The organism is Geobacillus sp. 47C-IIb (genome assembly GCF_014679705.1).
GTDB lineage: Bacteria > Bacillota > Bacilli > Bacillales > Anoxybacillaceae > Geobacillus > Geobacillus thermodenitrificans.
Genome location: NZ_CP061473.1, coordinates 1,824,389 through 1,845,717, shown reverse-complemented (window position 1 = coordinate 1,845,717; position 21,329 = coordinate 1,824,389). Strand labels below are relative to the sequence as shown.

The window sequence follows — 21,329 nt, the reverse complement described above, 5'->3', positions numbered from 1 at the left end:
CAACCCCTCGTTTCCATCAGGAAAGTAAAAGCATGCATAGGATGAGTACGACAAACCCGGCCGCTTCGACCGACTGAATGGCAATGATCGAAGTCATCGCGTTTTTTAACGGTGCGTCATTGCCATGTTCGGCTTGTTGCCAAAGTTCTTCATCGGCAAACACGGTCATCGCTTTGCGGTAACCGACAAACATCCCCCAAGCGAGCGTGGCGGTTCCTGTGAGGAGGGCGGTCAGCCATACACGGCCATAGGCGGTCAGCCATACATCCGCCCAACTGTGAATCGGCCCAGCAGCTGTGCCAAGCCATATGCCGGTGGTGATGACGACGGCGCCTGCTGCGGCGAGCGGCCGGTGCGACCACTGCATAAGCGATCGGAAAAATTGCTGGCGCTGAAGCGGCCGCATGAATCGGGAGGCGGGATACACCGCCCAGCCGATGAATGCCACGCCTCCTACCCACATGATCGCCGCGACAAGATGTACCCCGAGCAGAAAATCACGCGACGTCCAAGCCATAAACAGACCCCTCTTTTTGTGTTGTTTACCACCATTATATACAGCTAGGTGGCGACAACTTGTGATGGCCATCACGTCAGCCAAAATAAAGAAGGTTGCCTTTAGCAACCTTCTTGTCAAAAGACTGTTTTTCAATTTAGCGTGGAGAATACGTAGCAAGCGGCGTTGTGGTCGCGGCTGTACTTCCCGCGAATGGATATTCGTAGGCGATTTCTCCTTCAAACGTGACGTAGTCGACATAAATCATCGGAATTAAATAGCGCGTGCCCGTTTGCTGGTCGCTTAAAATGACATGGTCACGCCCAGCCGCCTCAATGACGCCGCGGAACACTTTCGCATTCCATTCGCGGTTGTTTTCGAACGTCGCATAAACCGTGGCGGTTTTTCCTCTGTTTAGCCGCAAAATGTTTTCAATGTACGACTCTTCAATCGGCAACATCCCCGGAATCGAGGGGCCTGCGGTGGCAGGGGCGGCGGCGGTTGTCGGTGTCGGCATTGACGTTGGTGCAGTAGTCATCGGCATCATCGTTGGAGCGGCCGCTTGTGGATAATAATACGGATACGTTGTAGGATAATACGGCTGTGAGTACGGGTAACCGTAAGGATAGGATGCATACGGTTGTTGCCGTTCTTGATCGAACGGCGCATAATAAAACGGTTGTTGCTCCTCGTCAAGCGGATAGAAGTTGTTTTCTGTATGGTTAGACATAAAAAAACCTCCTCTATAAAAATGTTAATAAACACGTGGGCAGTCGGATTGGCTCGGTGCAAAAAAGCAGTGCGATTTGTAGCGGCCGGAGTTCCATTGGTTAAACCATTGTGGCGGGCACGATTGGCCTTCAGGTGGTCTAAAAAACCAAAGTGAATTTGTCGCCGGATGGTAGCGCCAACCGCGGATGACTTGACGGGCCAAGCCGATATCTACTTCGCGTGCCCGTTGGTAAAAATATCCCTTTTGTACCGCTTCAAAACCGCCTGGGCTCTGAAATACCATTTGCCGGATTGAACGGAGACCGCGGAAATCGAGACAATCGGCAATAACGCGGTTAATGCCGACATTGCCGACCATCAGCATCCCAAGCCGCCCGTCTCCTTCCGCCTCGGCCCGCATCAGCCGGGCTAACAGCTTCACGTCTTCTTCTGTATGGGCTACAACAGCCATATCGTCACCTCGGTCGTTATCAATTTCGACAGTAATAGGCTATTGATGGAGAAAGAAAATGGTGACAGACGGACAGACTGTTTCCAAAGGGAATTTCTGATTTTATATGTATGGGGAAACCAAGCCTCATATGACAGAAAACCATATGGTTGTCCAAAACAGCGGGGAAGCAAGGCAGGGACTGACGGAAAAAGCCGTCGATCCTTCGTTGTGTGTACAAGATATAGAGCGAAGAATCCGTTGGATGTGGTAATAAAAAGGTGTCTCATGCTTTTGAGACACCCTCATTGCTGTTAAATATGGAAGAAGGTCGGTACGTTTTCAGCCGCTAGGCGGTTGCCGACGAAAAACGAACCAAACTCGCCAAAGCGAGCGCTCACTTCATCGAAGCGCATTTCATAAACAAGTTTTTTGAACTGGAGGGCATCATCGGAAAACAAGGTGACACCCCATTCAAAATCGTCCAAACCGACAGAGCCGGTAATGATTTGCGTCACTTTGCCGGCGTATTTTCGACCGGTCATGCCGTGAGCGCGCATGAGCTCGCGCCGCTGTTCCATCGACAACATGTACCAGTTGTCATCGCCTTGGCGCCGCTTATCCATCGGGTAGAAGCAAATGTAGTTCGTTTTCGGCAAAATCGGGTACAAGCGGCGGCGCACTTCCGGAATTTGATACGGATCTTCGTTGCCGGACGCTAGATAGTTGCTCAATTCGACGACCGAGACGTACGAATACGCCGGCAGCAAATACTCGGCAAGTTTCGTTTTATTGAGCGCCGTTTCAATCTCATGAAGCTCATCGAGCGTCGGGCGCAAAATCATAAACAAAATGTCCGCTTTCTGCCCGACGATCGTGTAAATCGCATGGCTGCCTTGCTGTTCGCTTTCGGTCGTTTCCCATTTGTCGACGAGCGCCAAAAACTCGTCAATCGCTGCTTGACGTTCTTCGTTTGGCAACATTTTCCACGCGCTCCAGTCGATCGTACGGAAATCATGCAAACAATACCAACCGTCTAACGTTTGGGCCGCTTCACTCATCATCGTCACTCCTTATCGGTCAATAGTACAGTATTACTATACCATAGTTTGCCCAAAAAAGCGGACATCGGTGCACAGGGCAAAAGTAGACTGAATTGTGCCAAAAGGTGAATTATTTGTTGGAAGGGCTTACTATGATTGCGTTTCGCATATAAAGAGGTATGCTTAATGGTAGAGGAAGGTTGGTGTGTCCCGCAGGGAAAACGTCAACCGATCATAAAGGAGGCATGAATCGTGGCAAACGATTTATTTACAGCATTAAAGGAGAAAGTGGTTGGCACCGGACGGAAAATTGTATTTCCGGAAGGAACGGATGACCGCATTTTGACGGCGGCAAGCCGATTGGCGGCAGAACAAGTGCTTCTGCCGATCGTTCTTGGCGATGAACAAGCGATCAAAGCGAGAGCAGCGGAGCTTGGCTTACCTTTTGACGGAGTGGACATCATCAATCCACGCGACTATGAGGAGTTTGATCAGCTCGTTTCCGCTTTCGTTGAGCGCCGTAAAGGGAAAGTGACGGAAGAAGCAGCACGCAAACTGTTGTTGGATGAAAACTATTTCGGTACGATGCTTGTCTATACAGGCGCAGCGGACGGTCTCGTAAGCGGGGCGGCTCACTCGACAGCCGATACGGTGCGCCCGGCTTTGCAAATTATTAAGACGAAACCGGGAGTCCGCAAAACGTCCGGCGTTTTCATTATGGTGCGCGGCGAGGAGAAGTATGTGTTTGCCGACTGCGCCATCAACATTGCCCCTGACAGCCAAGATTTGGCCGAAATTGCGATCGAGAGCGCCCGGACGGCTGCTATGTTCGGCCTCCATCCGCGCGTGGCCATGCTTAGCTTTTCGACGAAAGGCTCGGCTTCGTCGCCGGAAACGGAAAAAGTCGCAGAGGCTGTGCGATTGGCGAAGGAAATGGCTCCTGACCTCGTTCTTGACGGCGAGTTTCAATTTGACGCGGCGTTCGTGCCAGAAGTAGCGAAAAAGAAAGCGCCGGATTCGGTCATTCAAGGCGATGCAAACGTCTTTATTTTCCCGAGCCTCGAGGCAGGCAACATCGGCTACAAAATCGCCCAACGCCTCGGCGGCTTTGAAGCGGTCGGCCCGATTTTGCAAGGGCTGAACAAGCCGGTAAACGACTTATCACGCGGCTGCAGCGCAGAAGATGCCTATAAGCTCGCCTTGATTACGGCAGCTCAATCATTATAGGACGATGCTTTCGTGAACGGCTATGCATCGGTGTGTCCAGCCCTTTAAAAGCAGTGGTTAATGGAGCGCACGGTTTCACGCATGCGAGAAAAGCAAGCCAAAAAGGTGTCCCAACAACGCGGGACACCTTTTTCGATGTTCGGCGGTGAAGTATTCTCCACGTTTTCTCGCATTGTGCGTTCCATTCCCAGTCATTTTTACTCCATCATTTTTCGTTATGCCGCAGTGAATGGGGACGAGATAAGAGGCATCCGCTTTGGTTATGTTATAATCATAATCAAAAAACGGATGAAGAATAAGGAGCTAGCAGCTAATGATGAACGAATTGTTGCAGCAACGAAAATGGCGAGTGATTGATCAATCGCATTTCGGCTCGTTATTTGACGCAAAACAGTCGTTTGCGACTGATGATACGCTATGCACCGCGGTCGGTACCGGGCGGTCTGATGCCGTCGTCCGCACATGGGTGCATGAGAATACCGTCGTTTTAGGCGCCGCGGATACAAAACTTCCGTATATTGATGAGGCCGTTGCGTTTTTGCGCCAGCGAGGGTACCGTGTCGTCGTGCGTAATTCCGGTGGATTGGCTGTCGTTCTTGACAGCGGGGTGCTGAACATATCACTTATTTTTCCAGAAACGAAAAAACACACGATTGCCATCGAACAGGGATATGAAGCGATGTACGCGCTCATTGCAGCCATGCTTGCCCCCTACGGCGCCAACATCGAAGCGGGAGAAGTTGTTGGCTCGTACTGCCCAGGCAGCTATGACTTAAGCATCGGCGGGAAAAAATTCGCTGGCATTTCACAGCGGCGCGTGCGCGGTGGAGTCGCGGTACAAATTTATCTTTGCGTCACCGGCAGCGGAGCTGAACGAGCTGAGCTCATCCGCTGCTTTTACGAGCTCGGTCGGCAAGGGAAAGAAACGAAATTTACCTATCCTGATGTCGTCCCAGGAGTGATGGCATCGCTTTCTGAACTCATCGGCCGCGAGTTGTCGGTTGACGAGCTGTTGGTTGCCCTTTGGCGCACGCTTCAATCGTTTGGCGGTGCTTTGTATTCGTCCGCCCTCGATGGTGAGGAATGGGAATGGTATGAACAATATTGGGCACGCATCGTCGAACGGAACGCCAACGTATCCATCACAGAACCGAGCGAAGGCATCAAACGGTAACATTCATTTCGCTTCGGATGAATGAGGCCGCCTTGCCAGCTATCGAGAAGATCGCCGTTTTCCGACGAAAGAAAAGGATGCCGCAGTTCTCCATCGGCATCCTGTTTCATTACTCGGCGATTTTCTCTAAGTTTCCATTGGGGTCCATGCGGAAGGTCAGACCTCGCTCCTCTTCCTCTTTTAACACCATTTTGCGTGCTCGATTAATGATTTTGACAAGTGTCTCAAAATCTTCTTGGACAGTCGACGAGTTTTCTTCTAATTTCGCAACCTGTTCCTCTAGTTCCTTATTTTTTTGCTTTAATTCTTCAATTTCGCGGCGCAGCCGTTCATTTTCTTTGATCAGCGTTTCCCGTTTCTGTTCGTGCGATTGGAACGTTTTCAAAAAGGCGATTACTTGATCAAGTGTGACTGATTGAGGCTGCGGTGCTGGAATGACGGCCGGCAACTGCATGATGTCGCCGAGCTCCTCTAATGACGGCATCGGTGGTTCATACAGACGGCGCTTTCTAGCACCGCCTTGTTTGGCAAGCAGACGCTGTCGTTCTTTTCGTTGCTTTTTCGCTAGCTGGAGTGCTTCTTCATACCGATGGCGGACGACCGCGTTCCAACGGAACCCGCAGGCGGCCGACGTCCGATTTAATTTGTCACCAACTTCTTCAAATGCGTTCAGCTGGGTGCTTCCTTCGCGTACGTGGCGAAGCACGGTTTCCGCTAACAACAAATCGTCTTCTTCCGTCCAAGCATCTTGTCGTTGCTTCATCATTCCCCACTCCTTTTTCGTTTCTAGTAAAAGGATGGGCAAAAAGAAACAAATTTATACGTTGCAAGTTTACAGGATTGGCAAATTGCAAGAATGAAAGCCGCCCGCTTGCAATTTTCCTGCGAAAGCGGTAGAATACACAAAGCAAACGCTGTGGAAAGGGATGACAAGTGATGGCAAATGAGTTTCGCGTTTGCGACGACTGCAAGGCACCGAACTTAAAGACGTTGCTTCCGCGCCTGAAAAAGCTCGATCCGGATGCGGTCATTAAAATCGGTTGCCAGTCATATTGCGGTCCGGGGCGGAAAAAAACGTTCGCCTTCGTCAATAATCGCCCAGTAGCGGCGCTGACGGAAGACGAACTGATCGATAAAATTGCCGAAAGACTGAAAAGCCGCTAATTGATCACCTTCTTTGCCGAAAGAAGGTGATTTTTTGTTTTTTCCGTCAATAATGGAGATAGACGGAGAAAAAAGTCAACTATTTCTTTGCATCTCGAAACGGCGTATAATAGATGTATGTTGGAAACGGAAGAGGAGGGCACTATGTATCCCGGCGGGCAGCTTCATGAAGAAAAAGTGTTTAAAGATCCGGTGCATCGATACATACACGTTCGTGACAAGGTGATTTGGGATTTAATCGGCACAAAAGAGTTTCAGCGCCTGCGCCGCATTAAACAGCTCGGCACGACCTATTTGACGTTTCACGGCGCCGAACATAGCCGATTCAACCACTCGCTCGGCGTTTATGAAATCATCCGCCGCATTCTTGATGACGTCTTTGTCGGCCGCGAGCATTGGGATCATAGCGAACGCCTCCTTTGTCTATGTGCGGCGCTCTTGCACGATTTAGGGCACGGCCCGTTTTCCCATTCGTTTGAAAAAGTGTTTCATTTAGACCATGAAGATTTCACTCGAGCTATTATTGTAGGCGATACGGAAGTGAACGCTGCCTTACGTGCCATCGATAGCGATTTTCCGCAAAAGGTAGCCGAAGTGATCGCCAAAACATATCCAAATAAACTCGTTGTCAGCTTGATTTCGAGTCAAATTGACGCCGATCGGATGGACTATTTATTGCGCGACGCATACTACACCGGCGTCAGCTACGGCTATTTTGACATGGAGCGCATTTTGCGTGTTATGCGCCCGCGTGAAGACCAAGTCGTCATTAAGCGGAGCGGCATGCACGCGGTTGAGGATTACATTATGAGCCGCTATCAAATGTATTGGCAAGTGTATTTCCATCCGGTGACACGCAGCGCTGAAGTCATTTTAACAAAAATTTTGCATCGGGCGAAAAAGCTGTACGAAGACGGCTACTCGTTTCAAACGAAACCCGTTCATTTTTTGTCGTTTTTTGAGGGGAACGTAACGCTTGACGATTACTTGGCGCTCGATGAGGCGGTCATATTGTTTTACTTCCAGCAATGGCAGCACGAACAGGACCCGATTTTAAGCGATTTATGTCAACGATTTGTCCACCGACGTCTGTTTAAATATACCGAATTTCATCCAACGAACGAGCAGATGACAAAGCTGATCGAGCTGACTAACTTATTTAAAAAAGCAGGCATCGACCCGGACTATTATTTAGTCGTCGATTCATCGTCCGACTTGCCGTACGATTTTTACCGGCCGGGTGAGGAAGGCGAGCGCCTGCCGATTTATTTGTTGATGCCAAATGGGGAATTGCGCGAGCTGTCGCGCGAATCGGTGTTGGTCGACGCCATTTCCGGCAAGCGGCGCACCGACCATAAGTTATATTTTCCGGCTGACTTTCTCTATGACTTATCAACGAAGCGGACAGTGAAGAAAAAGATTATGGAAATTTTAAAGGGTTAGGAGATGACGGAGAGTGCTCACGGAGCATGCGAAAGTGATGAAGGCATTGGCGGCCGCCGGGGAAATTACCGGTCGTAAAAAGCTGCAAAAAATGATTTACATCGCAAAAAAGCTCGACTTTCCGTTTTACGAGAAGTTCGACTTCCATTTTTACGGCCCGTATTCTGAAGAATTGACATGCCGCGTCGAGGAGTTATGCGCGCTCGGTTTTTTGCATGAGACAAAAGAGAAAAAAAGCGGCTATGTGCAATATCGCTATACGCTCACCGAAGCGGGTGAGCAGTTTTTGCGCCATTACGACTGGGGCATGCCGGGCCTTGACGAATGCATGCAAGTGATGAATGAACAAAACGCGCGCTTTTTGGAGCTTGTCGCCACGGTGCTCTATTTTGAACATTTACCAAAAGACGAAGTGAAAGAAAAAATCGCTCTGTTAAAAAGCAAACAGCGCTATACGGATGAGGAAATTGAGGAAGCGTACGAATACATTGAGATGCTCCGCAGCCAATGCAATAAAAAAGCCCGCGTATAAGCGGGCTCAGCTTGTCGACAAAGTCGACAAGCTGTTTTATTATGAAGGTAAGACGAGGGAGAAATGGAGGAAAGGAACGATGCTTCGGCCACACCAAGAAGATGGGCGCTATACCGAAACCACGGTGAAACTGGATGATCTGGTTCCAGAGGATCACTTGGTAAGAAAGCTGGATGCGGCCATTGATTTTTCTTTTATCTATGATGTGGTGAAAGATCTCTACTCTCCTGATCATGGACGTCCGAGCATTGATCCAGTGATGTTGTTTAAAATGTATTTGATTCAGTATGTATTTGGGATTCGCTCCATGCGTGAAACCGTCGAACAAATCCGAACCAACGTCGCCTACCGTTGGTTTTTAGGACTTAGTCTTCATGATCCCGTTCCTCATCACTCGACGCCAAGTAAAAACTATGCGCGTCGTTTCGCTGGAACGGATGTATTCCATCAAATTTTTTCACGGATTTTAAAAGAAGCCTTTGAACACGGATTGGTAGATTCGAGTGTCTTGTACGTAGACTCCACTCATGTCAAAGCAAGCGCCAATAAAAAAGAAGTTTACAACGGAAATGGCAGAAGTCGAAGCCAAAGCCTACCAACAGGAACTCGAAAAAGAAATCGAACGGGATCGGATCGCTCATGGAAAATCGCCGTTGCCATCTGAGAAAAAAAAAAAACGGGAAGTAAAAGTAAGCAAAACGGATCCGGAGAGCGGACTGTTGGTGAAAAATGAACGGGAGCGAGTGTTTGCCTATTCGTATCATACAGCTTGTGATCGCAACGGATGGATTCTACAGACCTACGTGACGGCAGCCAACGTCCATGACAGTCAAGCGTTTTTTGTGCTGTTCGAACGAGTGAAACGGGAAATCCAATCATGTCCGGAAGCCGTGTGTGTAGACGCAGGATATAAAACTCCTGCCATTGCCAAGTATTTACTCGAACAAGGGGTAAAGCCGATTTGGCCGTACACTCGCCCGAAAACAAAAGATGGATTCTTTCGGAAATCAGATTTTGTGTATGACGAATATTTTGATTGTTATCTATGCCCCAATGATCAAGTTCTATCTTACTCTACTACGAATCGGGAAGGGTACCGGGAATACAAATCGGACCCGGCGGTGTGCCGAAGCTGTCCGTATCTTCATCAGTGCACGCAAAGCAAGAGCTACACCAAAGTAGTCACTCGCCACGTATGGCAGGACTACTATGAAGAAGCAGAGCATTTGCGGTATGTTCCGGAATACCGGGAACTCTATGCCCTCCGAAAAGAGACGATTGAACGGGATTTCGCCGATATGAAAGAGAAGCATGGTCTGCGCTGGACGCATTACCGGGGATTGGAAAAAAATGAGGCGCAGGCGATGCTTGTTTGTGCTGCCATGAATTTAAAAAAACTGGCGAATTACCTATGGAAGGCGAAGCACCGCCCTTTCTTTTCCTTTGCATGGCTTCCCATCCTACCCACTTTTTTTGAAAACATAGTCTATTTATGGAACAAAATGGGTTTCAGACATTCGTCTGAAACCCATTTTGTCAACAGTCTGAGCCCGCGTATAAGCGGGCTTTTTTACGGTTGAAAACCGATGTGGCCAATGGTCGTGTGACCTCCCATCAGTGTGGCAAAAACGCCAGCTGCAAAAAGAACAGCACGGCAAGCACATACAACAGCGGAGGCACGTCGCGCCAGCGGCCGCGGGCAATTTTTAAGAGCGGGTACGAAATGAAGCCGAGCGCGATGCCGGTCGCGATGCTGGAAGTGAGCGGCATGCTTAAGATGATGAGAAATGCCGGGAACGCCTCGTCGAGTTCATGCCATGAAATATGGGCGATGTTGCTGATCATCAAGCTGCCGACGATAATGAGCGCCGGAGCAGTGATGGCGGATAACCCAGCGACCGCGCCCACTAGCGGGCTGAAAAAGGCGGCGATGATAAACAGTACGGCGACAGTGAGCGCTGTCCATCCGGTCCGTCCGCCGGCAGCGACACCGGTGGACGACTCGATGTACGCTGATGTTGGGCTTGTCCCAAACATGGCTCCGACCGTAGTCGCGACTGAGTCAGCTAAGAGCGCTTCGCGGGCGCGCGGCAGCGTGTTCCCTTTCATCAGTCCTGCTTGTTGGGCGACGCCGATCATTGTGCCAGTCGTGTCAAACAGCGTGACAAGCAAAAAGGAAAAGACGACGGCATACAAATGATGGCTGATGACGTCACCAACGGCCGCAAACGGATTGGCAACGACAACCCCATCCGGCAACGACGGCAACGACATGATTCCTTCGTCAAATTTCAATTGACCGGTCGCGTAGGCAATCACCCCGGTGATAATCATGCCGTAAAAGAGCGCGCCGTTGACGCGACGTATCATAAGAACGAGCGTTACGGCGAGGCCAATCAGCGTCAACATAGCTGATGGAGCATGCAAGTCGCCGAGCGCTACTAAGTTTTGTGGGTGGGATTGGATGATCCCAGTTAGCCGCAAGCCGATAAAGGCGATAAACAGGCCAATGCCGGCGGTGATGCCATGTTTTAAGCTGTCAGGGATCACTTCGATTAGCTTGCTGCGCAATGGGGTGAGTGACAGCAGCAAAAACAGTAACCCCGCGACAAACACAGCGGAAAACGCGGTTTCGTACGAAATGTTGCCGTGCGAACCGACGACCGAATAGGCGAAATAGGCGTTGAGTCCCATGCCGGGAGCGATAGCGATCGGATAGTTGGCAAAAATGGCCATCCAAAGCGTGCCAACCACGGTGGCGATGACGGTCGCAGTGAACGCCTGTTCAAACGGGACACCGGCGTCCGACAAGATAACCGGATTGACCACAATGATGTATACCATCGTTAAAAACGTCGTCAAACCAGCGAAAAATTCCGTTTTACGATCGGTAGTGTTGTTCGGAAAACGAATCATTGGCAACCTCCTAAAAACGAACAATATTACAAACAAATATAATAATATTCGTTTTTTCTTCAAAAAGCAACGGGAGCGCCCTAAGCGCCCCCGTCTCTCCTTTACTCCGCGTCGCTCAGCCGTTTTCCGGCGACGGCGTAATGATCTTTCGTCATTTCTTCAATGAAAACGACGACGTTCTCTTTTTTCGCCCCTGTTGTTTCCACAACCGCGTCAGTCACTTTTTCAACGAGCGCTTTCTTTTGCTCGTCTGTGCGGCCGGCGAGCATTTTGATCGTTACATACGGCATCGTGATTCCCCCATTTCATTGTCGAGTGCTGTCGCGCTTATTATACCATGGAACAGTAAAGTTCAATCCACTTTTAGCGGTAAATCATGTATACTAAGGATAGTGAATACAGGGGAAAAGGAGTTAATCAAGTGGAACGTATTTTGCCGTATTCGTTAAGTGAAATTCCGTACGTATTGTTAACGCTGGCGCTAGCGTTTTCCGTGCATGAGTTTGCCCATGCGTACGTCGCCTACAAGTTCGGCGATCCGACCGCCAAAAATCAAGGGCGGTTGACATTATCGCCGTTTGCTCATTTGGATTTATTTGGCACGCTGCTTATTTTCTTAGCCGGTTTCGGCTGGGCGCGGCCGGTGCCGGTCAACCGTTTCCATTTTAAAAACCCGCGTCTAGCTGGCATTCTCGTGTCGGTCGCCGGGCCGCTAAGCAACCTTTTGCTTGCTGGACTTGGGTTTATCGTTTGGTATGCGATGATCGATTTCGGCATTATGAGGGCGCTGCCTAATTGGTTTGCGGCCGGGTTTGATATGTTTTTCCAAATTTTTATCGGCTTGAACACCGTCTTGTTTGTGTTTAATTTATTGCCGTTTCCGCCGCTTGATGGGTATCGTATCATTGAAGACATCGCTCCGGATGGGCTGCGAGCGAAAATGACGCAATGGGAAAACTACGGGGCGCTCATTTTTCTCATTCTCGTGCTGACACCGCTTGATCGGTACACGATTGAGCCGGTGTTTCAAGTGGCGTTGCCGTTCGTGCTTGAACATTTGCAGGCGTTTGCTGCCAACTTGTTTATGTAGGAAGGAGGAAGAAGCGAATGGAGCAAAAAAAGAAGAAAAATATCGGCTTTAACATTATTAAAGACGATCCGACCGATGGACATCGCGGTTTTGGTGCCGGCGCGATCAGCTTGGAAAACGTCTCGCCCGTCATCATTGATGTCGAAGCGGGTGAAGCATTCGTTGATATGGGAGCGATGCACGCACGCAGCGCTGTCGAGCGGGGCATTAAATTTTTGCCCGACCGTTCCGCCGTGCCGAACGGCAAGCCGTACTGGATCGTTTGGGTAACGGTTGAGCGTGGCGAGGACGGCCCGTATTATGCCGGGGTAACGGCGTGTGAAATGACGGTCGACCGTGAGGCGCGCCGCGGCTATAAGTTGTTGCCCGAGCATGTCAACCGTTTGGATAAATCACTAAAGCGGCACATCATCGTCGACCATATGGACGACAAATCGAAGCAAGTGCTCGCTGACTTTTTGAAAGGGCATGACATCGACATGTGGAACCGTTCGAGTGATGAACTGAAAAAAGGGCTCGAAGGCGAATTGTGACGGTTTTGTGAACATGTTAGCGGAAGGACTTGTTATTGCCTAGAAAAAGGGATAAACTAAACCTACATGTATAACACAGGAAAACTAGGACAAGAAAATCCCCCGCACATATGTGCGGGGGATTTTCTTTAAAACCATGGGAACCATTTCTCAAACCAGCTTTTTTCGTCCTCTTTTTTCTTCGTTTTCTTCTCCAAATGATCCGTGCAATAGTCGGTCGGTTCTGTGCCAATGAGATAATACGTTTTTCGTTTCACCGGACAAGCATCGGTGGCCAGCTTTCCGTTTTGCGGATCGATGTAGACGCCGATGACACCTTTTGTCGGTTTAAACGATTTTTTCGGCTTGTCAGCGAGACTTTGTTCCATAAAGCGGACCCATATTTGCTTCGCATACTGTTTTTCATCAAAACGGCTGATCGTTTCCCCACGGTCGTAACCGGTCCAGACGCCAGCAACCAACTGCGGGGTAAAGCCAATCATCCAGCTGTCTGTTTTCGTCGTTCCGGATTTTCCGGCATAAGGACGCGTTATTTCATCGATGATTGATTGTCCAGTGACGGTCGTATAGCCGTTCAGCTTCGGGTCGAACATCCCGGTCATTAAATGCGCCGTCACAAACGCGGCATCGCGGTCGATCACTTGTTGGGTTGACGGCTGATGCTCGTATAACACGTTTCCGTTCGCATCGATGACTTTTTTAATAAACACCGGCTCCGTTTTTTTGCCGTAGTTGGCGATCGTGCTGTACGCCGCGACCATATCGATCATTTTCACTGGCGATGTGCCGAGGGCTAGCGATGGCACGGCTTTTAATTTGCTTGTAATGCCGAGCGTTTTCGCCGTTTCGATCAGTTTGTCGGCGCCGATAAACTTCAGTGTTTTTACCGCAAAGACGTTGTCCGATACGGCAAGCGCTTGGGCGAGCGTAATCGGGCCGTTTGCGTAGTAATCATTGTAGTTATGAGGCGTATACGTCGCCCGGCCGTCGTCAAACGTAAACGTCGTCAGTTCGCTGCGCAATGGGGTCGACGGGGTGAATCCATGTTCGATGGCCGCGTAGTACAAAAAAGGTTTGAACGTCGAGCCTGGCTGGCGTTCCGCCTGTACGGCGCGATTGAATGGGCTCTCGTTGTAGTCGCGCCCGCCGATGAGCGCTTTTACTTCCCCGGTGCGTGGATCCATGGCCAATAACGCTGCTTGGATGGCGGAAGAGGGACGGATCACCTGTTCAAGTTGCTCTTCGGCGATTTGCTGCATGCGCCGGTCGAGCGTCGTGTAGACGCGCAGTCCGCCGAGCTCGATCGTGCGCTCGTCAAGGCCGAGTTTCGTGCGCAACTGCTGTTTGACGACGTCTTGAAAATATGGAGCGATAGGCCGCTCTTTCTCGCGGTGCTGCACGTAGACGAGCTTGTCGCGGTACGCCTGTTCCGCCTCCTGGCGGCTGATGTAGCCCGCTTCCACCATCGAGAGGAGGACGATTTTTTGCCGCGTTTTCGCCCGCTCTTCGTTGATGAGCGGCGAATAATAGTGCGGTCCTTTTGGGATGCCGGCTAGCATCGCTGCTTCGCTGATCGTCAGCTCATCGGCGTGCTTGCCGAAATAATAGCGCGCCGCTGCCTCGATACCGTAAACCCCATGTCCATAGTAAATCGTGTTTAAATAGCCTTCCAAAATTTGTTCTTTGCTGTAGTTGGCTTCAAGTCGGATGGTATAGAGCGCCTCTTGAATTTTTCGCGACCATGTTTTCTCGTGCGTCAAAAATAAGTTGCGCGCATATTGCTGGGTGATCGTGCTTGCTCCTTCGACTTTGGCCATCGCCTGCACATTGGCGACGACGGCGCCGGCAATTCGTTTCAAATCAAATCCATGGTGTTCGTAAAACTTTCGGTCTTCGACGGCGATCGTCGCTTCAATGACGTGCGGGGAAATGTCATCAAGACGAACCCAGTAGCGCTTCTGTCCATAATTGCTTTCCCCGATTTTGCTGCCATCATCTGCATAAAAAACCGTCGTTTGCGGCACAGCGACCGGTGGGGCGCCTCCGATTTTCGCAAACAAAATAAAACTCCCGAGGGCAGCGAAAGCAAAGATTGTGAGAAAACAGCCAATAAAGACGGCGGCGCGCACATATTTCCACGTGCCGCGAAAACGACTGCCCGGGATCGGTTCCATTGCGCATCCCCCCAATGGTTTTAGCGGTAATTAGGACGGATGACTGCCCCAAAATCGCCTTATGTTGCCTCCGTCCCCATATCTCAGTCAGGCGATTTCTGCTTTCTTACTAGTATGAAAAAAATTTTTTTATTTTAAACTTGTTCCCCTTGCATTTTTGCTAGATTGCTCTATACTTTTTCATGTTTAGTTTTTCGTTGGTGAGGGAAACTTTGATAGTAAGCAACGCTCGGAGAAAGGATGTTACCGACATGGAACTATGGTTTACTGAAAAGCAGACAGAACATTTTGGCATCACTGCACGCATTATCCGCACTTTACATACAGAACAAACGCCGTTTCAAAAACTTGATATGGTCGAAACGGCAGAGTTCGGTAATATGCTCATTTTAGACGGCATGGTGATGACGACGCAAAAAGATGAATTTGTCTACCATGAGATGGTTGCTCATGTGCCGTTGTTTACCCATCCAAATCCGGAAAACGTGCTTGTCGTTGGCGGTGGCGACGGCGGCGTAATCCGCGAAGTGTTGAAACACCCGAGCGTCAAAAAAGCGACGCTTGTCGAAATTGACGGCAAAGTGATCGAGTGCTCGAAAAAGTATTTGCCGGAAATCGCTGGCCAACTTGACGATCCGCGCGTCGAAGTGAAAGTCGATGACGGGTTTATGCATATCGCCCAAAGTGAAAACGAGTATGACGTCATTATGGTTGACTCGACCGAACCGGTCGGACCGGCGGTGAACTTGTTTACAAAAGGGTTTTACGCCGGCATTGCGAAAGCGTTGAAAGAAGACGGTATTTTCGTCGCCCAAACGGACAACCCTTGGTTTAAAGCGGATCTGATTCGCAATGTTTACCGTGATGTGAAGGAAATTTTCCCGGTCACGCGCCTATATACGGCGAACATTCCAACCTACCCAAGCGGGCTGTGGACGTTTACGCTCGGCTCGAAAAAATACGATCCGCTCGCGGTAAGCGATGACCGGTTCCACGACATCGATACAAAATATTACACAAAAGAACTGCATAAAGCATGCTTCGTATTGCCGAAATTTGTCGCGGACTTGGTGAAATAAGGGGAGGGGCAAATTGATGCGGTTTGATGAGGCCTATTCTGGCAACGTGTTTATTGGTAGCCACCCGAACTTTGAAGAAAGCGAGGCAGTCATTTACGGGATGCCGATGGATTGGACGGTTAGCTACCGGCCCGGTTCGCGATTCGGCCCGGCCCGCATCCGTGAAGTGTCGATCGGGCTGGAAGAATATAGCCCGTATTTAGATCGGGAGCTCGGTGACATTCGTTATTTTGACGCCGGTGATATTCCGCTGCCGTTCGGCAACGCTGCTCGCAGCTTGGAGCTGATTGAACAGTTTGTGAAAAAAGTGCTGGACGCCGGTAAGTTTCCGCTAGGCCTTGGCGGCGAACATCTCGTCTCTTGGCCGGTCATTAAAGCGGTGCACGAATATTATCCAGACTTGGCCGTCATTCATATGGATGCCCATACCGACTTGCGCGAACATTATGAAGGTGAGCCGTTGTCGCATGCGACGCCGATTCGCAAAGTTGCCGATCTCATCGGCCCGACAAACGTCTTTTCATTCGGCATCCGTTCCGGCATGAAAGAAGAGTTCGAATGGGCGAAACAAAACGGCATGTACATCGCCAAGTTTGACGTACTTGAGCCGCTTCGCTCCGTGCTGCCGAAGCTCGCTGGTCGTCCAGTGTATGTGACGATTGACATCGATGTGCTTGACCCGGCTCATGCCCCTGGTACGGGGACGGTCGACGCCGGCGGCATTACGTCGAAAGAGTTGTTAGCGGCGATCCATGAAATCGCCCGTTCCGATGTCCGCGTCGTTGGTGCCGATCTGGTCGAAGTCGCGCCGGTTTACGACCATTCGGAACAGACCGCGAACACAGCGAGCAAGCTTGTTCGCGAAATGTTGCTTGGCTGGGTGGCAAAGTGAACATAGGGAAAAGCGCCTAAATCGCGAACGTGCGAGGGCGCTTTTTTTATGTAGTAGGAGAAAGGTTGCGGGAATATATACACACCTTATGGAATAATATGCAATGTATTTATCATTCAAAGGGGGAGGAGACAGAAGTGGGCGTCAAACTGATCAAAATTTCCGTTGTGTACTTCGTCATCGGCGTCTGTATTGGGCTTGGTATGTCGATGACCCATTCGTTTGTGCTCACACCGGTTCACGCCCATATTAACTTGCTAGGTTGGACAGCTTTGACGCTCGCGGGCATTATCTACCATTTATTCCCGCAGGCAGCAGCGACAAAATGGGCGAAACTCCATTTTTGGCTGCACAATATTGGCTTGCCGCTCATGATGGTCGGTGTGATTTTTGTCGTGTACGGCTATGAAGCGTTCGTGCTAGCAACAGCCATTGGCGGAGTACTTGTCACCCTTGGTGTCATTTCCTTCGCTATTGCTGTGCTGCAAAATGTTCGCGTCTCATCGTTAACCTAAGAGAACCAGGCTCAAAGCGTTTGCTTTGGGCCTTCTCTTTTTCTCGACCCCTTGAATCAGGCGGAACAGTTCTTTATACTTATTGTTATGACTGTGTTCGCAAAGGTGTGTTCGTAAAACATGAACGAAACAAACGGCATTCCGGTGCGGCTCCGTCAAGTGGCTGTTATCCGCGACGGTGCGCACGAAGAGACGATCGCGCTTGAATTGGACGGCATCTATTACATAAAAGGAGAAACGATGTATTTGCGGTTTGCCGAGGAAAACGAACTCGGGCGGGTGAACAACGTGGTGAAAATCGCACCTGATGAGGTGACCGTTCTTCGCTCCGGGGCGGTTGAGATGCGGCAAACGTTCCGATGTCAGCAAGAAATGCCGGGCCATTACAAAACGATGTTCGGGCGGTGGTCGCTAGCGACCAAAACGGATGTGATCGAGTTCCGGTATGACGAGAGACGGAAACAAGGACAGCTCTTTCTCTCGTATGAACTGATGCTAGAGCATGAGCGGAGCGGGCGCCGTACGTTGACGTTAACATTTAAGGGGGTATAAGCCGATGAACATTGTCGGACAAATGAAAGAACAGCTGAAAGAGGAAATTCGCCAGGCGGTGGGAAAAGCCGGGCTGGTGGCGGCTGAGGAGCTGCCAGAAGTATTGCTTGAGGTGCCGCGCGAAAAGGCTCATGGCGATTATTCGACGAATATCGCCATGCAGCTCGCCCGCATCGCGAAAAAGCCACCGCGGGCAATCGCCGAAGCCATCGTTGAAAAGTTTGACGCCGAGCGTGTTTCGGTGGCGCGCATCGAGGTAGCCGGCCCAGGGTTTATTAACTTTTACATGGACAATCGCTATTTGACAGCGGTTGTGCCGGCGATTTTGCAAGCGGGCCAAGCGTATGGCGAGTCGAATGTCGGCAAAGGGGAAAAAGTGCAAGTCGAGTTCGTCTCGGCTAACCCGACCGGCAACTTGCACTTAGGTCATGCTCGCGGTGCGGCGGTCGGCGATTCACTTAGCAATATTTTGGCGAAAGCCGGATTCGATGTGACGCGTGAATATTACATTAATGATGCCGGCAAACAAATTTATAACTTGGCGAAATCAGTCGAAGCCCGCTATTTCCAAGCGCTCGGTACCGATATGCCGCTGCCGGAAGACGGCTATTACGGTGACGACATCGTGGAAATCGGCAAAAAGCTCGCCGATGAATATGGCGATCGGTTCGTCCATGTGGACGAAGAAGAACGGCTCGCCTTTTTCCGCGAATACGGCCTCCGTTATGAGCTCGACAAAATTAAAAACGATTTGGCTGCCTTCCGCGTTCCGTTTGACGTTTGGTATTCGGAAACATCGCTTTATGAGAGCGGCAAAATCGATGAGGCGCTCTCAACGCTGCGTGAGCGCGGTTACATTTACGAACAGGACGGAGCCACATGGTTTCGTTCGACGGCGTTTGGCGATGACAAAGACCGTGTGTTAATCAAGCAAGACGGAACGTATACGTATTTGCTTCCGGACATCGCTTACCATCAAGATAAGCTGCGGCGCGGGTTCACGAAGCTAATCAACGTCTGGGGAGCGGATCATCATGGCTACATCCCGCGCATGAAAGCAGCGATCGCTGCGCTCGGCTACGATCCAGAAGCGCTCGAGGTCGAAATTATCCAAATGGTGAACTTATACCAAAACGGCGAGCGCGTCAAAATGAGCAAACGTACTGGTAAAGCGGTGACGATGCGCGAGCTGATGGAAGAAGTTGGCGTCGATGCTGTCCGCTACTTCTTCGCTATGCGTTCGGGCGATACGCATCTCGATTTTGATATGGACTTGGCTGTTGCCCAGTCGAATGAAAACCCGGTCTACTATGTCCAATATGCACATGCCCGCGTCTCAAGCATTCTCCGTCAAGCAAAAGAGCATCAACTGTCGTATGAAGGCGACGTCGATCTTCATCATCTCGTGGAAACAGAAAAAGAAATCGAGCTGCTCAAAGCGCTTGGTGACTTCCCGGACGTTGTCGCTGAGGCGGCCTTGAAACGGATGCCACATCGCGTCACCGCCTATGCGTTTGATTTGGCGTCGGCGCTCCACAGCTTTTACAATGCGGAAAAAGTGCTTGACCTAGACCAGATCGAAAAAACGAAAGCTCGTCTCGCGCTTGTCAAGGCGGTGCAAATCACGCTGCAAAACGCTCTAGCGTTAATCGGCGTCTCAGCGCCGGAACAAATGTAAACGAATGAGGGAGCGATTGCTCCCTCTTTTGTTTGGGCATGCTAAAGGAAAACAACGGTGGAGGATCAACAAGTGAAAGAAGTCGTACTCGCACTTATCACCGGTATGGTTGTCGGTTTTTTGTTTACGCTGTTTCGTTTGCCGATTCCCGCTCCCCCAGCGTTGGCCGGCGTTGCTGGCATCGTTGGCGTGTATCTCGGCATGCGGCTGTTTCAATGGCTGTCGTTGTTATGGAAGTGAACGACAGCTTAATGGCAAGCTGATCAAAATGGTTCAATCGTCCCCGGCTGGTGCAGTTTTGGCGATATGAGGTCGCCATGGGCGCCGGCCGATTTTTTGTTTCTTCCTTTGCTTTGGTGTTTCTTCCATCTGCTCCCTGCCGAAAACATACGTGCTATAGCCAAGCGGAAATGAGCTGGGAAATCGACTCTTTGCCGCGGTCAAGGAGCGAACGGTTCCGCCAAAAATCGAGCGTCAGCGGCTCCGAGCGCGTCAAATCGCGTTCGATCGCCTGTTTGACGAGCCGTGTAAATGCGCGATCAAACACGTAGCAGTTGATTTCACCATTTAAGAACAAACTACGTCGGTCAAAATTCGCTGTGCCGACATCACACCATTCTTCGTCGATCACAATGGTTTTAGCATGGTAAAACCCTTGGTAAAAGCGGTAAACGCGCGCCCCGGCTTTCAGCATGCGATAAAAATACGGATAGGCGGCTTCTCTCACAAATAAATGATCCGCTTTCAGCGGCACAAGCACGGTGACGCGCACCCCGCGCTTGAGTGCACGCATCAGTTCGTTAAACAGCGGCCGGCTCGGGATAAAGTATGGGGTACCGATCATAATTTCTTTTTTGGCATGGCGGATGGCATGGATATATTGTTCCTCAAGGGCGGAGCCATCGGTAGCGACCAATTGATGGCGAATGGCGCCAGCGGGAAGCTCCGGGAAATACCGGTGTTTGTCCGCCACCGTCTTGCTTGTCGCTTCTTCCCAATCATGCAAAAACTGTTCTTGCAAGTCATATACTCCTTCGCCGCTGATTTTTAGGTGATAGTCCCGCCATTCCCCGAAATTGGCGTCTTTCCCATTATATTCGCGGCCGATGTTATAGCCGCCGATGTAGCCGATCCGCCCATCGATGACCGTAATTTTTCGATGATTGCGGCGATTGAGGCGGTAAATCAAAAACGGAAAGCACGGCGGGCGGGTATAGGCGAACTCCACCCCGCTTGCCCTTAGTGAACGAATGAGCGCTTTCGGCAACCCGAGGCTACCCACCCAGTCGACCAACACCCGTACTTTCACTCCTTCGGCTGCTTTTTCTTTTAAAATTTGGAAAAACGGCGTGGTCGTTTCGTCACTTTTGATAATGTAAAACAGAATGTGAATATGGTCGCGAGCACGGTGCAGCTCGGCAAAATAGTCGGCAAATAAATGCCTGCCATTGACATAGAGCGCTATATCGCTTCTCCGTTCTGGATAGACGACTTTTTTGCGTCCGTTCCGGAAGGAGAGCTGACCAAGCTTGTCATCGAGATAAATGAGTACGAATATAATGGCAATCACAGCAATAACGACCATGCCTTCCCCTCCTGTGCGTCGCTTCAGTACTTATTAATGTATCCTACAGCGCACAAAAATAGCAGAGCTGAAGC

23 protein-coding genes and 1 pseudogene are annotated in these 21,329 nt (G+C 50.3%); 15 read left to right on the top strand and 9 right to left on the bottom strand.

The genetic code is table 11. The features are described from left to right. Positions 1–16: 16 nt before the first annotated feature. The 4 genes from IC804_RS09355 to hemQ form a co-directional block, all read right to left on the bottom strand. Complete coding sequence (locus tag IC804_RS09355; protein WP_008880754.1) at positions 17–517, bottom strand: hypothetical protein; 501 nt, start codon at positions 515–517, stop codon at positions 17–19. Positions 518–653: 136 nt separating this feature from the next. Further along, a complete protein-coding gene (gerQ, locus tag IC804_RS09350) occupies positions 654–1,226 on the bottom strand; it encodes a spore coat protein GerQ (RefSeq protein WP_008880753.1) in 573 nt (190 codons plus the stop codon). Between the two features lie 24 nt (positions 1,227–1,250). Next, positions 1,251–1,679, bottom strand: a complete 429-nt coding sequence (locus IC804_RS09345; protein WP_008880752.1) for a cell wall hydrolase — start codon at positions 1,677–1,679, stop codon at positions 1,251–1,253. A gap of 293 nt (positions 1,680–1,972) precedes the next feature. Then, the gene (gene hemQ, locus IC804_RS09340; protein ID WP_035499495.1) at positions 1,973–2,719 is read right to left on the bottom strand and encodes a hydrogen peroxide-dependent heme synthase; all 747 of its coding nucleotides are present in this window, start codon (positions 2,717–2,719) and stop codon (positions 1,973–1,975) included. A gap of 234 nt (positions 2,720–2,953) precedes the next feature. Here hemQ and pta point away from each other — a divergent pair, with 234 nt between their 5' ends. Genes pta through IC804_RS09325 form a run of 3 tightly spaced genes read left to right on the top strand, consistent with a single transcriptional unit; the run spans position 2,954 to position 5,102 of the window. Next, positions 2,954–3,928 carry a phosphate acetyltransferase gene (pta, locus tag IC804_RS09335; RefSeq protein WP_081157462.1) on the top strand — a complete coding sequence of 325 codons (975 nt, stop codon included), beginning with the start codon at positions 2,954–2,956 and terminating at the stop codon, positions 3,926–3,928. Between the two features lie 60 nt (positions 3,929–3,988). Further along, positions 3,989–4,285: a hypothetical protein gene (locus IC804_RS09330; protein WP_081157463.1), complete on the top strand. Its 297-nt coding sequence runs from the start codon at positions 3,989–3,991 to the stop codon at positions 4,283–4,285. Continuing rightward, complete coding sequence (locus tag IC804_RS09325; protein WP_081157464.1) at positions 4,242–5,102, top strand: octanoyl-[GcvH]:protein N-octanoyltransferase; 861 nt, start codon at positions 4,242–4,244, stop codon at positions 5,100–5,102. The genes IC804_RS09330 and IC804_RS09325 overlap by 44 nt, the downstream gene beginning before the upstream one ends. A gap of 109 nt (positions 5,103–5,211) precedes the next feature. Here IC804_RS09325 and IC804_RS09320 read toward each other — a convergent pair whose 3' ends face one another. Continuing rightward, positions 5,212–5,865, bottom strand: a complete 654-nt coding sequence (locus tag IC804_RS09320) for an RsfA family transcriptional regulator (protein WP_029761105.1) — start codon at positions 5,863–5,865, stop codon at positions 5,212–5,214. Between the two features lie 173 nt (positions 5,866–6,038). Between IC804_RS09320 and IC804_RS09315 the strand changes: the two genes are divergently transcribed. The 4 genes and pseudogenes from IC804_RS09315 to IC804_RS09300 all read left to right on the top strand — a co-directional run bounded on the left by IC804_RS09315 (position 6,039) and on the right by IC804_RS09300 (position 9,821). Beyond that, entirely contained in the window at positions 6,039–6,266 is a 228-nt protein-coding gene (locus tag IC804_RS09315; protein ID WP_008880747.1) for a YuzB family protein, read from the top strand. A 144-nt stretch (positions 6,267–6,410) separates the two neighbouring features. Further along, on the top strand, positions 6,411–7,709 hold the full coding sequence (locus IC804_RS09310) for an HD domain-containing protein (RefSeq protein ID WP_081157465.1): 1,299 nt from the start codon (positions 6,411–6,413) through the stop codon (positions 7,707–7,709). Positions 7,710–7,722: 13 nt separating this feature from the next. Next, positions 7,723–8,241 (top strand): YwgA family protein, encoded by a 519-nt coding sequence (locus tag IC804_RS09305; RefSeq protein WP_029761107.1) that lies wholly within the window; start codon positions 7,723–7,725, stop codon positions 8,239–8,241. A gap of 79 nt (positions 8,242–8,320) precedes the next feature. Next, a pseudogene (locus IC804_RS09300) lies at positions 8,321–9,821 on the top strand (IS1182 family transposase). Positions 9,822–9,855: 34 nt separating this feature from the next. On the opposite strand, the gene IC804_RS09295 reads toward IC804_RS09300, so the two are convergent. Next, complete coding sequence (locus IC804_RS09295; RefSeq protein ID WP_008880744.1) at positions 9,856–11,157, bottom strand: NCS2 family permease; 1,302 nt, start codon at positions 11,155–11,157, stop codon at positions 9,856–9,858. Positions 11,158–11,258: 101 nt separating this feature from the next. Beyond that, on the bottom strand, positions 11,259–11,447 hold the full coding sequence (locus IC804_RS09290) for a 2-hydroxymuconate tautomerase (protein ID WP_011888418.1): 189 nt from the start codon (positions 11,445–11,447) through the stop codon (positions 11,259–11,261). 131 nt (positions 11,448–11,578) lie between these two features. Here IC804_RS09290 and IC804_RS09285 point away from each other — a divergent pair, with 131 nt between their 5' ends. Together IC804_RS09285 and IC804_RS09280 are read left to right on the top strand one after the other, a co-directional pair. Next, positions 11,579–12,247: a site-2 protease family protein gene (locus IC804_RS09285; protein WP_008880742.1), complete on the top strand. Its 669-nt coding sequence runs from the start codon at positions 11,579–11,581 to the stop codon at positions 12,245–12,247. A 17-nt stretch (positions 12,248–12,264) separates the two neighbouring features. Then, positions 12,265–12,780 carry a YwhD family protein gene (locus tag IC804_RS09280; RefSeq protein ID WP_008880741.1) on the top strand — a complete coding sequence of 172 codons (516 nt, stop codon included), beginning with the start codon at positions 12,265–12,267 and terminating at the stop codon, positions 12,778–12,780. A gap of 128 nt (positions 12,781–12,908) precedes the next feature. Here IC804_RS09280 and IC804_RS09275 read toward each other — a convergent pair whose 3' ends face one another. Continuing rightward, positions 12,909–14,954 (bottom strand): transglycosylase domain-containing protein, encoded by a 2,046-nt coding sequence (locus tag IC804_RS09275; RefSeq protein ID WP_008880740.1) that lies wholly within the window; start codon positions 14,952–14,954, stop codon positions 12,909–12,911. Between the two features lie 251 nt (positions 14,955–15,205). Here IC804_RS09275 and speE point away from each other — a divergent pair, with 251 nt between their 5' ends. The 6 genes from speE (at position 15,206) to IC804_RS09245 (ending at position 19,910) form a co-directional block, all read left to right on the top strand. Next, positions 15,206–16,033, top strand: a complete 828-nt coding sequence (speE, locus tag IC804_RS09270; protein WP_008880739.1) for a polyamine aminopropyltransferase — start codon at positions 15,206–15,208, stop codon at positions 16,031–16,033. A 16-nt stretch (positions 16,034–16,049) separates the two neighbouring features. Continuing rightward, on the top strand, positions 16,050–16,925 hold the full coding sequence (gene speB, locus IC804_RS09265) for an agmatinase (protein ID WP_008880738.1): 876 nt from the start codon (positions 16,050–16,052) through the stop codon (positions 16,923–16,925). Between the two features lie 137 nt (positions 16,926–17,062). Continuing rightward, the gene (locus IC804_RS09260; protein WP_008880737.1) at positions 17,063–17,440 is read left to right on the top strand and encodes a hypothetical protein; all 378 of its coding nucleotides are present in this window, start codon (positions 17,063–17,065) and stop codon (positions 17,438–17,440) included. Positions 17,441–17,560: 120 nt separating this feature from the next. Next, on the top strand, positions 17,561–17,992 hold the full coding sequence (locus IC804_RS09255) for a YwiB family protein (protein WP_008880736.1): 432 nt from the start codon (positions 17,561–17,563) through the stop codon (positions 17,990–17,992). Positions 17,993–17,996: 4 nt separating this feature from the next. Further along, entirely contained in the window at positions 17,997–19,670 is a 1,674-nt protein-coding gene (gene argS, locus IC804_RS09250) for an arginine--tRNA ligase (RefSeq protein WP_008880735.1), read from the top strand. 72 nt (positions 19,671–19,742) lie between these two features. Further along, positions 19,743–19,910, top strand: a complete 168-nt coding sequence (locus IC804_RS09245; RefSeq protein WP_008880734.1) for a XapX domain-containing protein — start codon at positions 19,743–19,745, stop codon at positions 19,908–19,910. Positions 19,911–20,064: 154 nt separating this feature from the next. On the opposite strand, the gene cls is transcribed toward IC804_RS09245, so the two are convergent. Next, positions 20,065–21,255 carry a cardiolipin synthase gene (gene cls / locus IC804_RS09240; protein WP_060476314.1) on the bottom strand — a complete coding sequence of 397 codons (1,191 nt, stop codon included), beginning with the start codon at positions 21,253–21,255 and terminating at the stop codon, positions 20,065–20,067. Positions 21,256–21,329: the final 74 nt, after the last annotated feature.

Bases quoted from the DNA above. Each gene is read 5' to 3' on its own strand.
- speB (WP_008880738.1), top strand. From the start codon at position 16,050: ATGCGGTTTGATGAGGCCTATTCTGGCAACGTGTTTATTGGTAGCCAC.
- IC804_RS09315 (WP_008880747.1), top strand. From the start codon at position 6,039: ATGGCAAATGAGTTTCGCGTTTGCGACGACTGCAAGGCACCGAACTTA.
- IC804_RS09280 (WP_008880741.1), top strand. From the start codon at position 12,265: ATGGAGCAAAAAAAGAAGAAAAATATCGGCTTTAACATTATTAAAGAC.
- IC804_RS09255 (WP_008880736.1), top strand. From the start codon at position 17,561: ATGAACGAAACAAACGGCATTCCGGTGCGGCTCCGTCAAGTGGCTGTT.
- IC804_RS09275 (WP_008880740.1), bottom strand. From the start codon at position 14,954: ATGGAACCGATCCCGGGCAGTCGTTTTCGCGGCACGTGGAAATATGTG.
- IC804_RS09345 (WP_008880752.1), bottom strand. From the start codon at position 1,679: ATGGCTGTTGTAGCCCATACAGAAGAAGACGTGAAGCTGTTAGCCCGG.
- IC804_RS09310 (WP_081157465.1), top strand. From the start codon at position 6,411: ATGTATCCCGGCGGGCAGCTTCATGAAGAAAAAGTGTTTAAAGATCCG.
- IC804_RS09355 (WP_008880754.1), bottom strand. From the start codon at position 517: ATGGCTTGGACGTCGCGTGATTTTCTGCTCGGGGTACATCTTGTCGCG.
- IC804_RS09295 (WP_008880744.1), bottom strand. From the start codon at position 11,157: ATGATTCGTTTTCCGAACAACACTACCGATCGTAAAACGGAATTTTTC.
- argS (WP_008880735.1), top strand. From the start codon at position 17,997: ATGAACATTGTCGGACAAATGAAAGAACAGCTGAAAGAGGAAATTCGC.
- gerQ (WP_008880753.1), bottom strand. From the start codon at position 1,226: ATGTCTAACCATACAGAAAACAACTTCTATCCGCTTGACGAGGAGCAA.
- IC804_RS09320 (WP_029761105.1), bottom strand. From the start codon at position 5,865: ATGAAGCAACGACAAGATGCTTGGACGGAAGAAGACGATTTGTTGTTA.
- IC804_RS09325 (WP_081157464.1), top strand. From the start codon at position 4,242: ATGATGAACGAATTGTTGCAGCAACGAAAATGGCGAGTGATTGATCAA.
- IC804_RS09290 (WP_011888418.1), bottom strand. From the start codon at position 11,447: ATGCCGTATGTAACGATCAAAATGCTCGCCGGCCGCACAGACGAGCAA.
- hemQ (WP_035499495.1), bottom strand. From the start codon at position 2,719: ATGAGTGAAGCGGCCCAAACGTTAGACGGTTGGTATTGTTTGCATGAT.
- speE (WP_008880739.1), top strand. From the start codon at position 15,206: ATGGAACTATGGTTTACTGAAAAGCAGACAGAACATTTTGGCATCACT.
- IC804_RS09330 (WP_081157463.1), top strand. From the start codon at position 3,989: ATGGAGCGCACGGTTTCACGCATGCGAGAAAAGCAAGCCAAAAAGGTG.
- cls (WP_060476314.1), bottom strand. From the start codon at position 21,255: ATGGTCGTTATTGCTGTGATTGCCATTATATTCGTACTCATTTATCTC.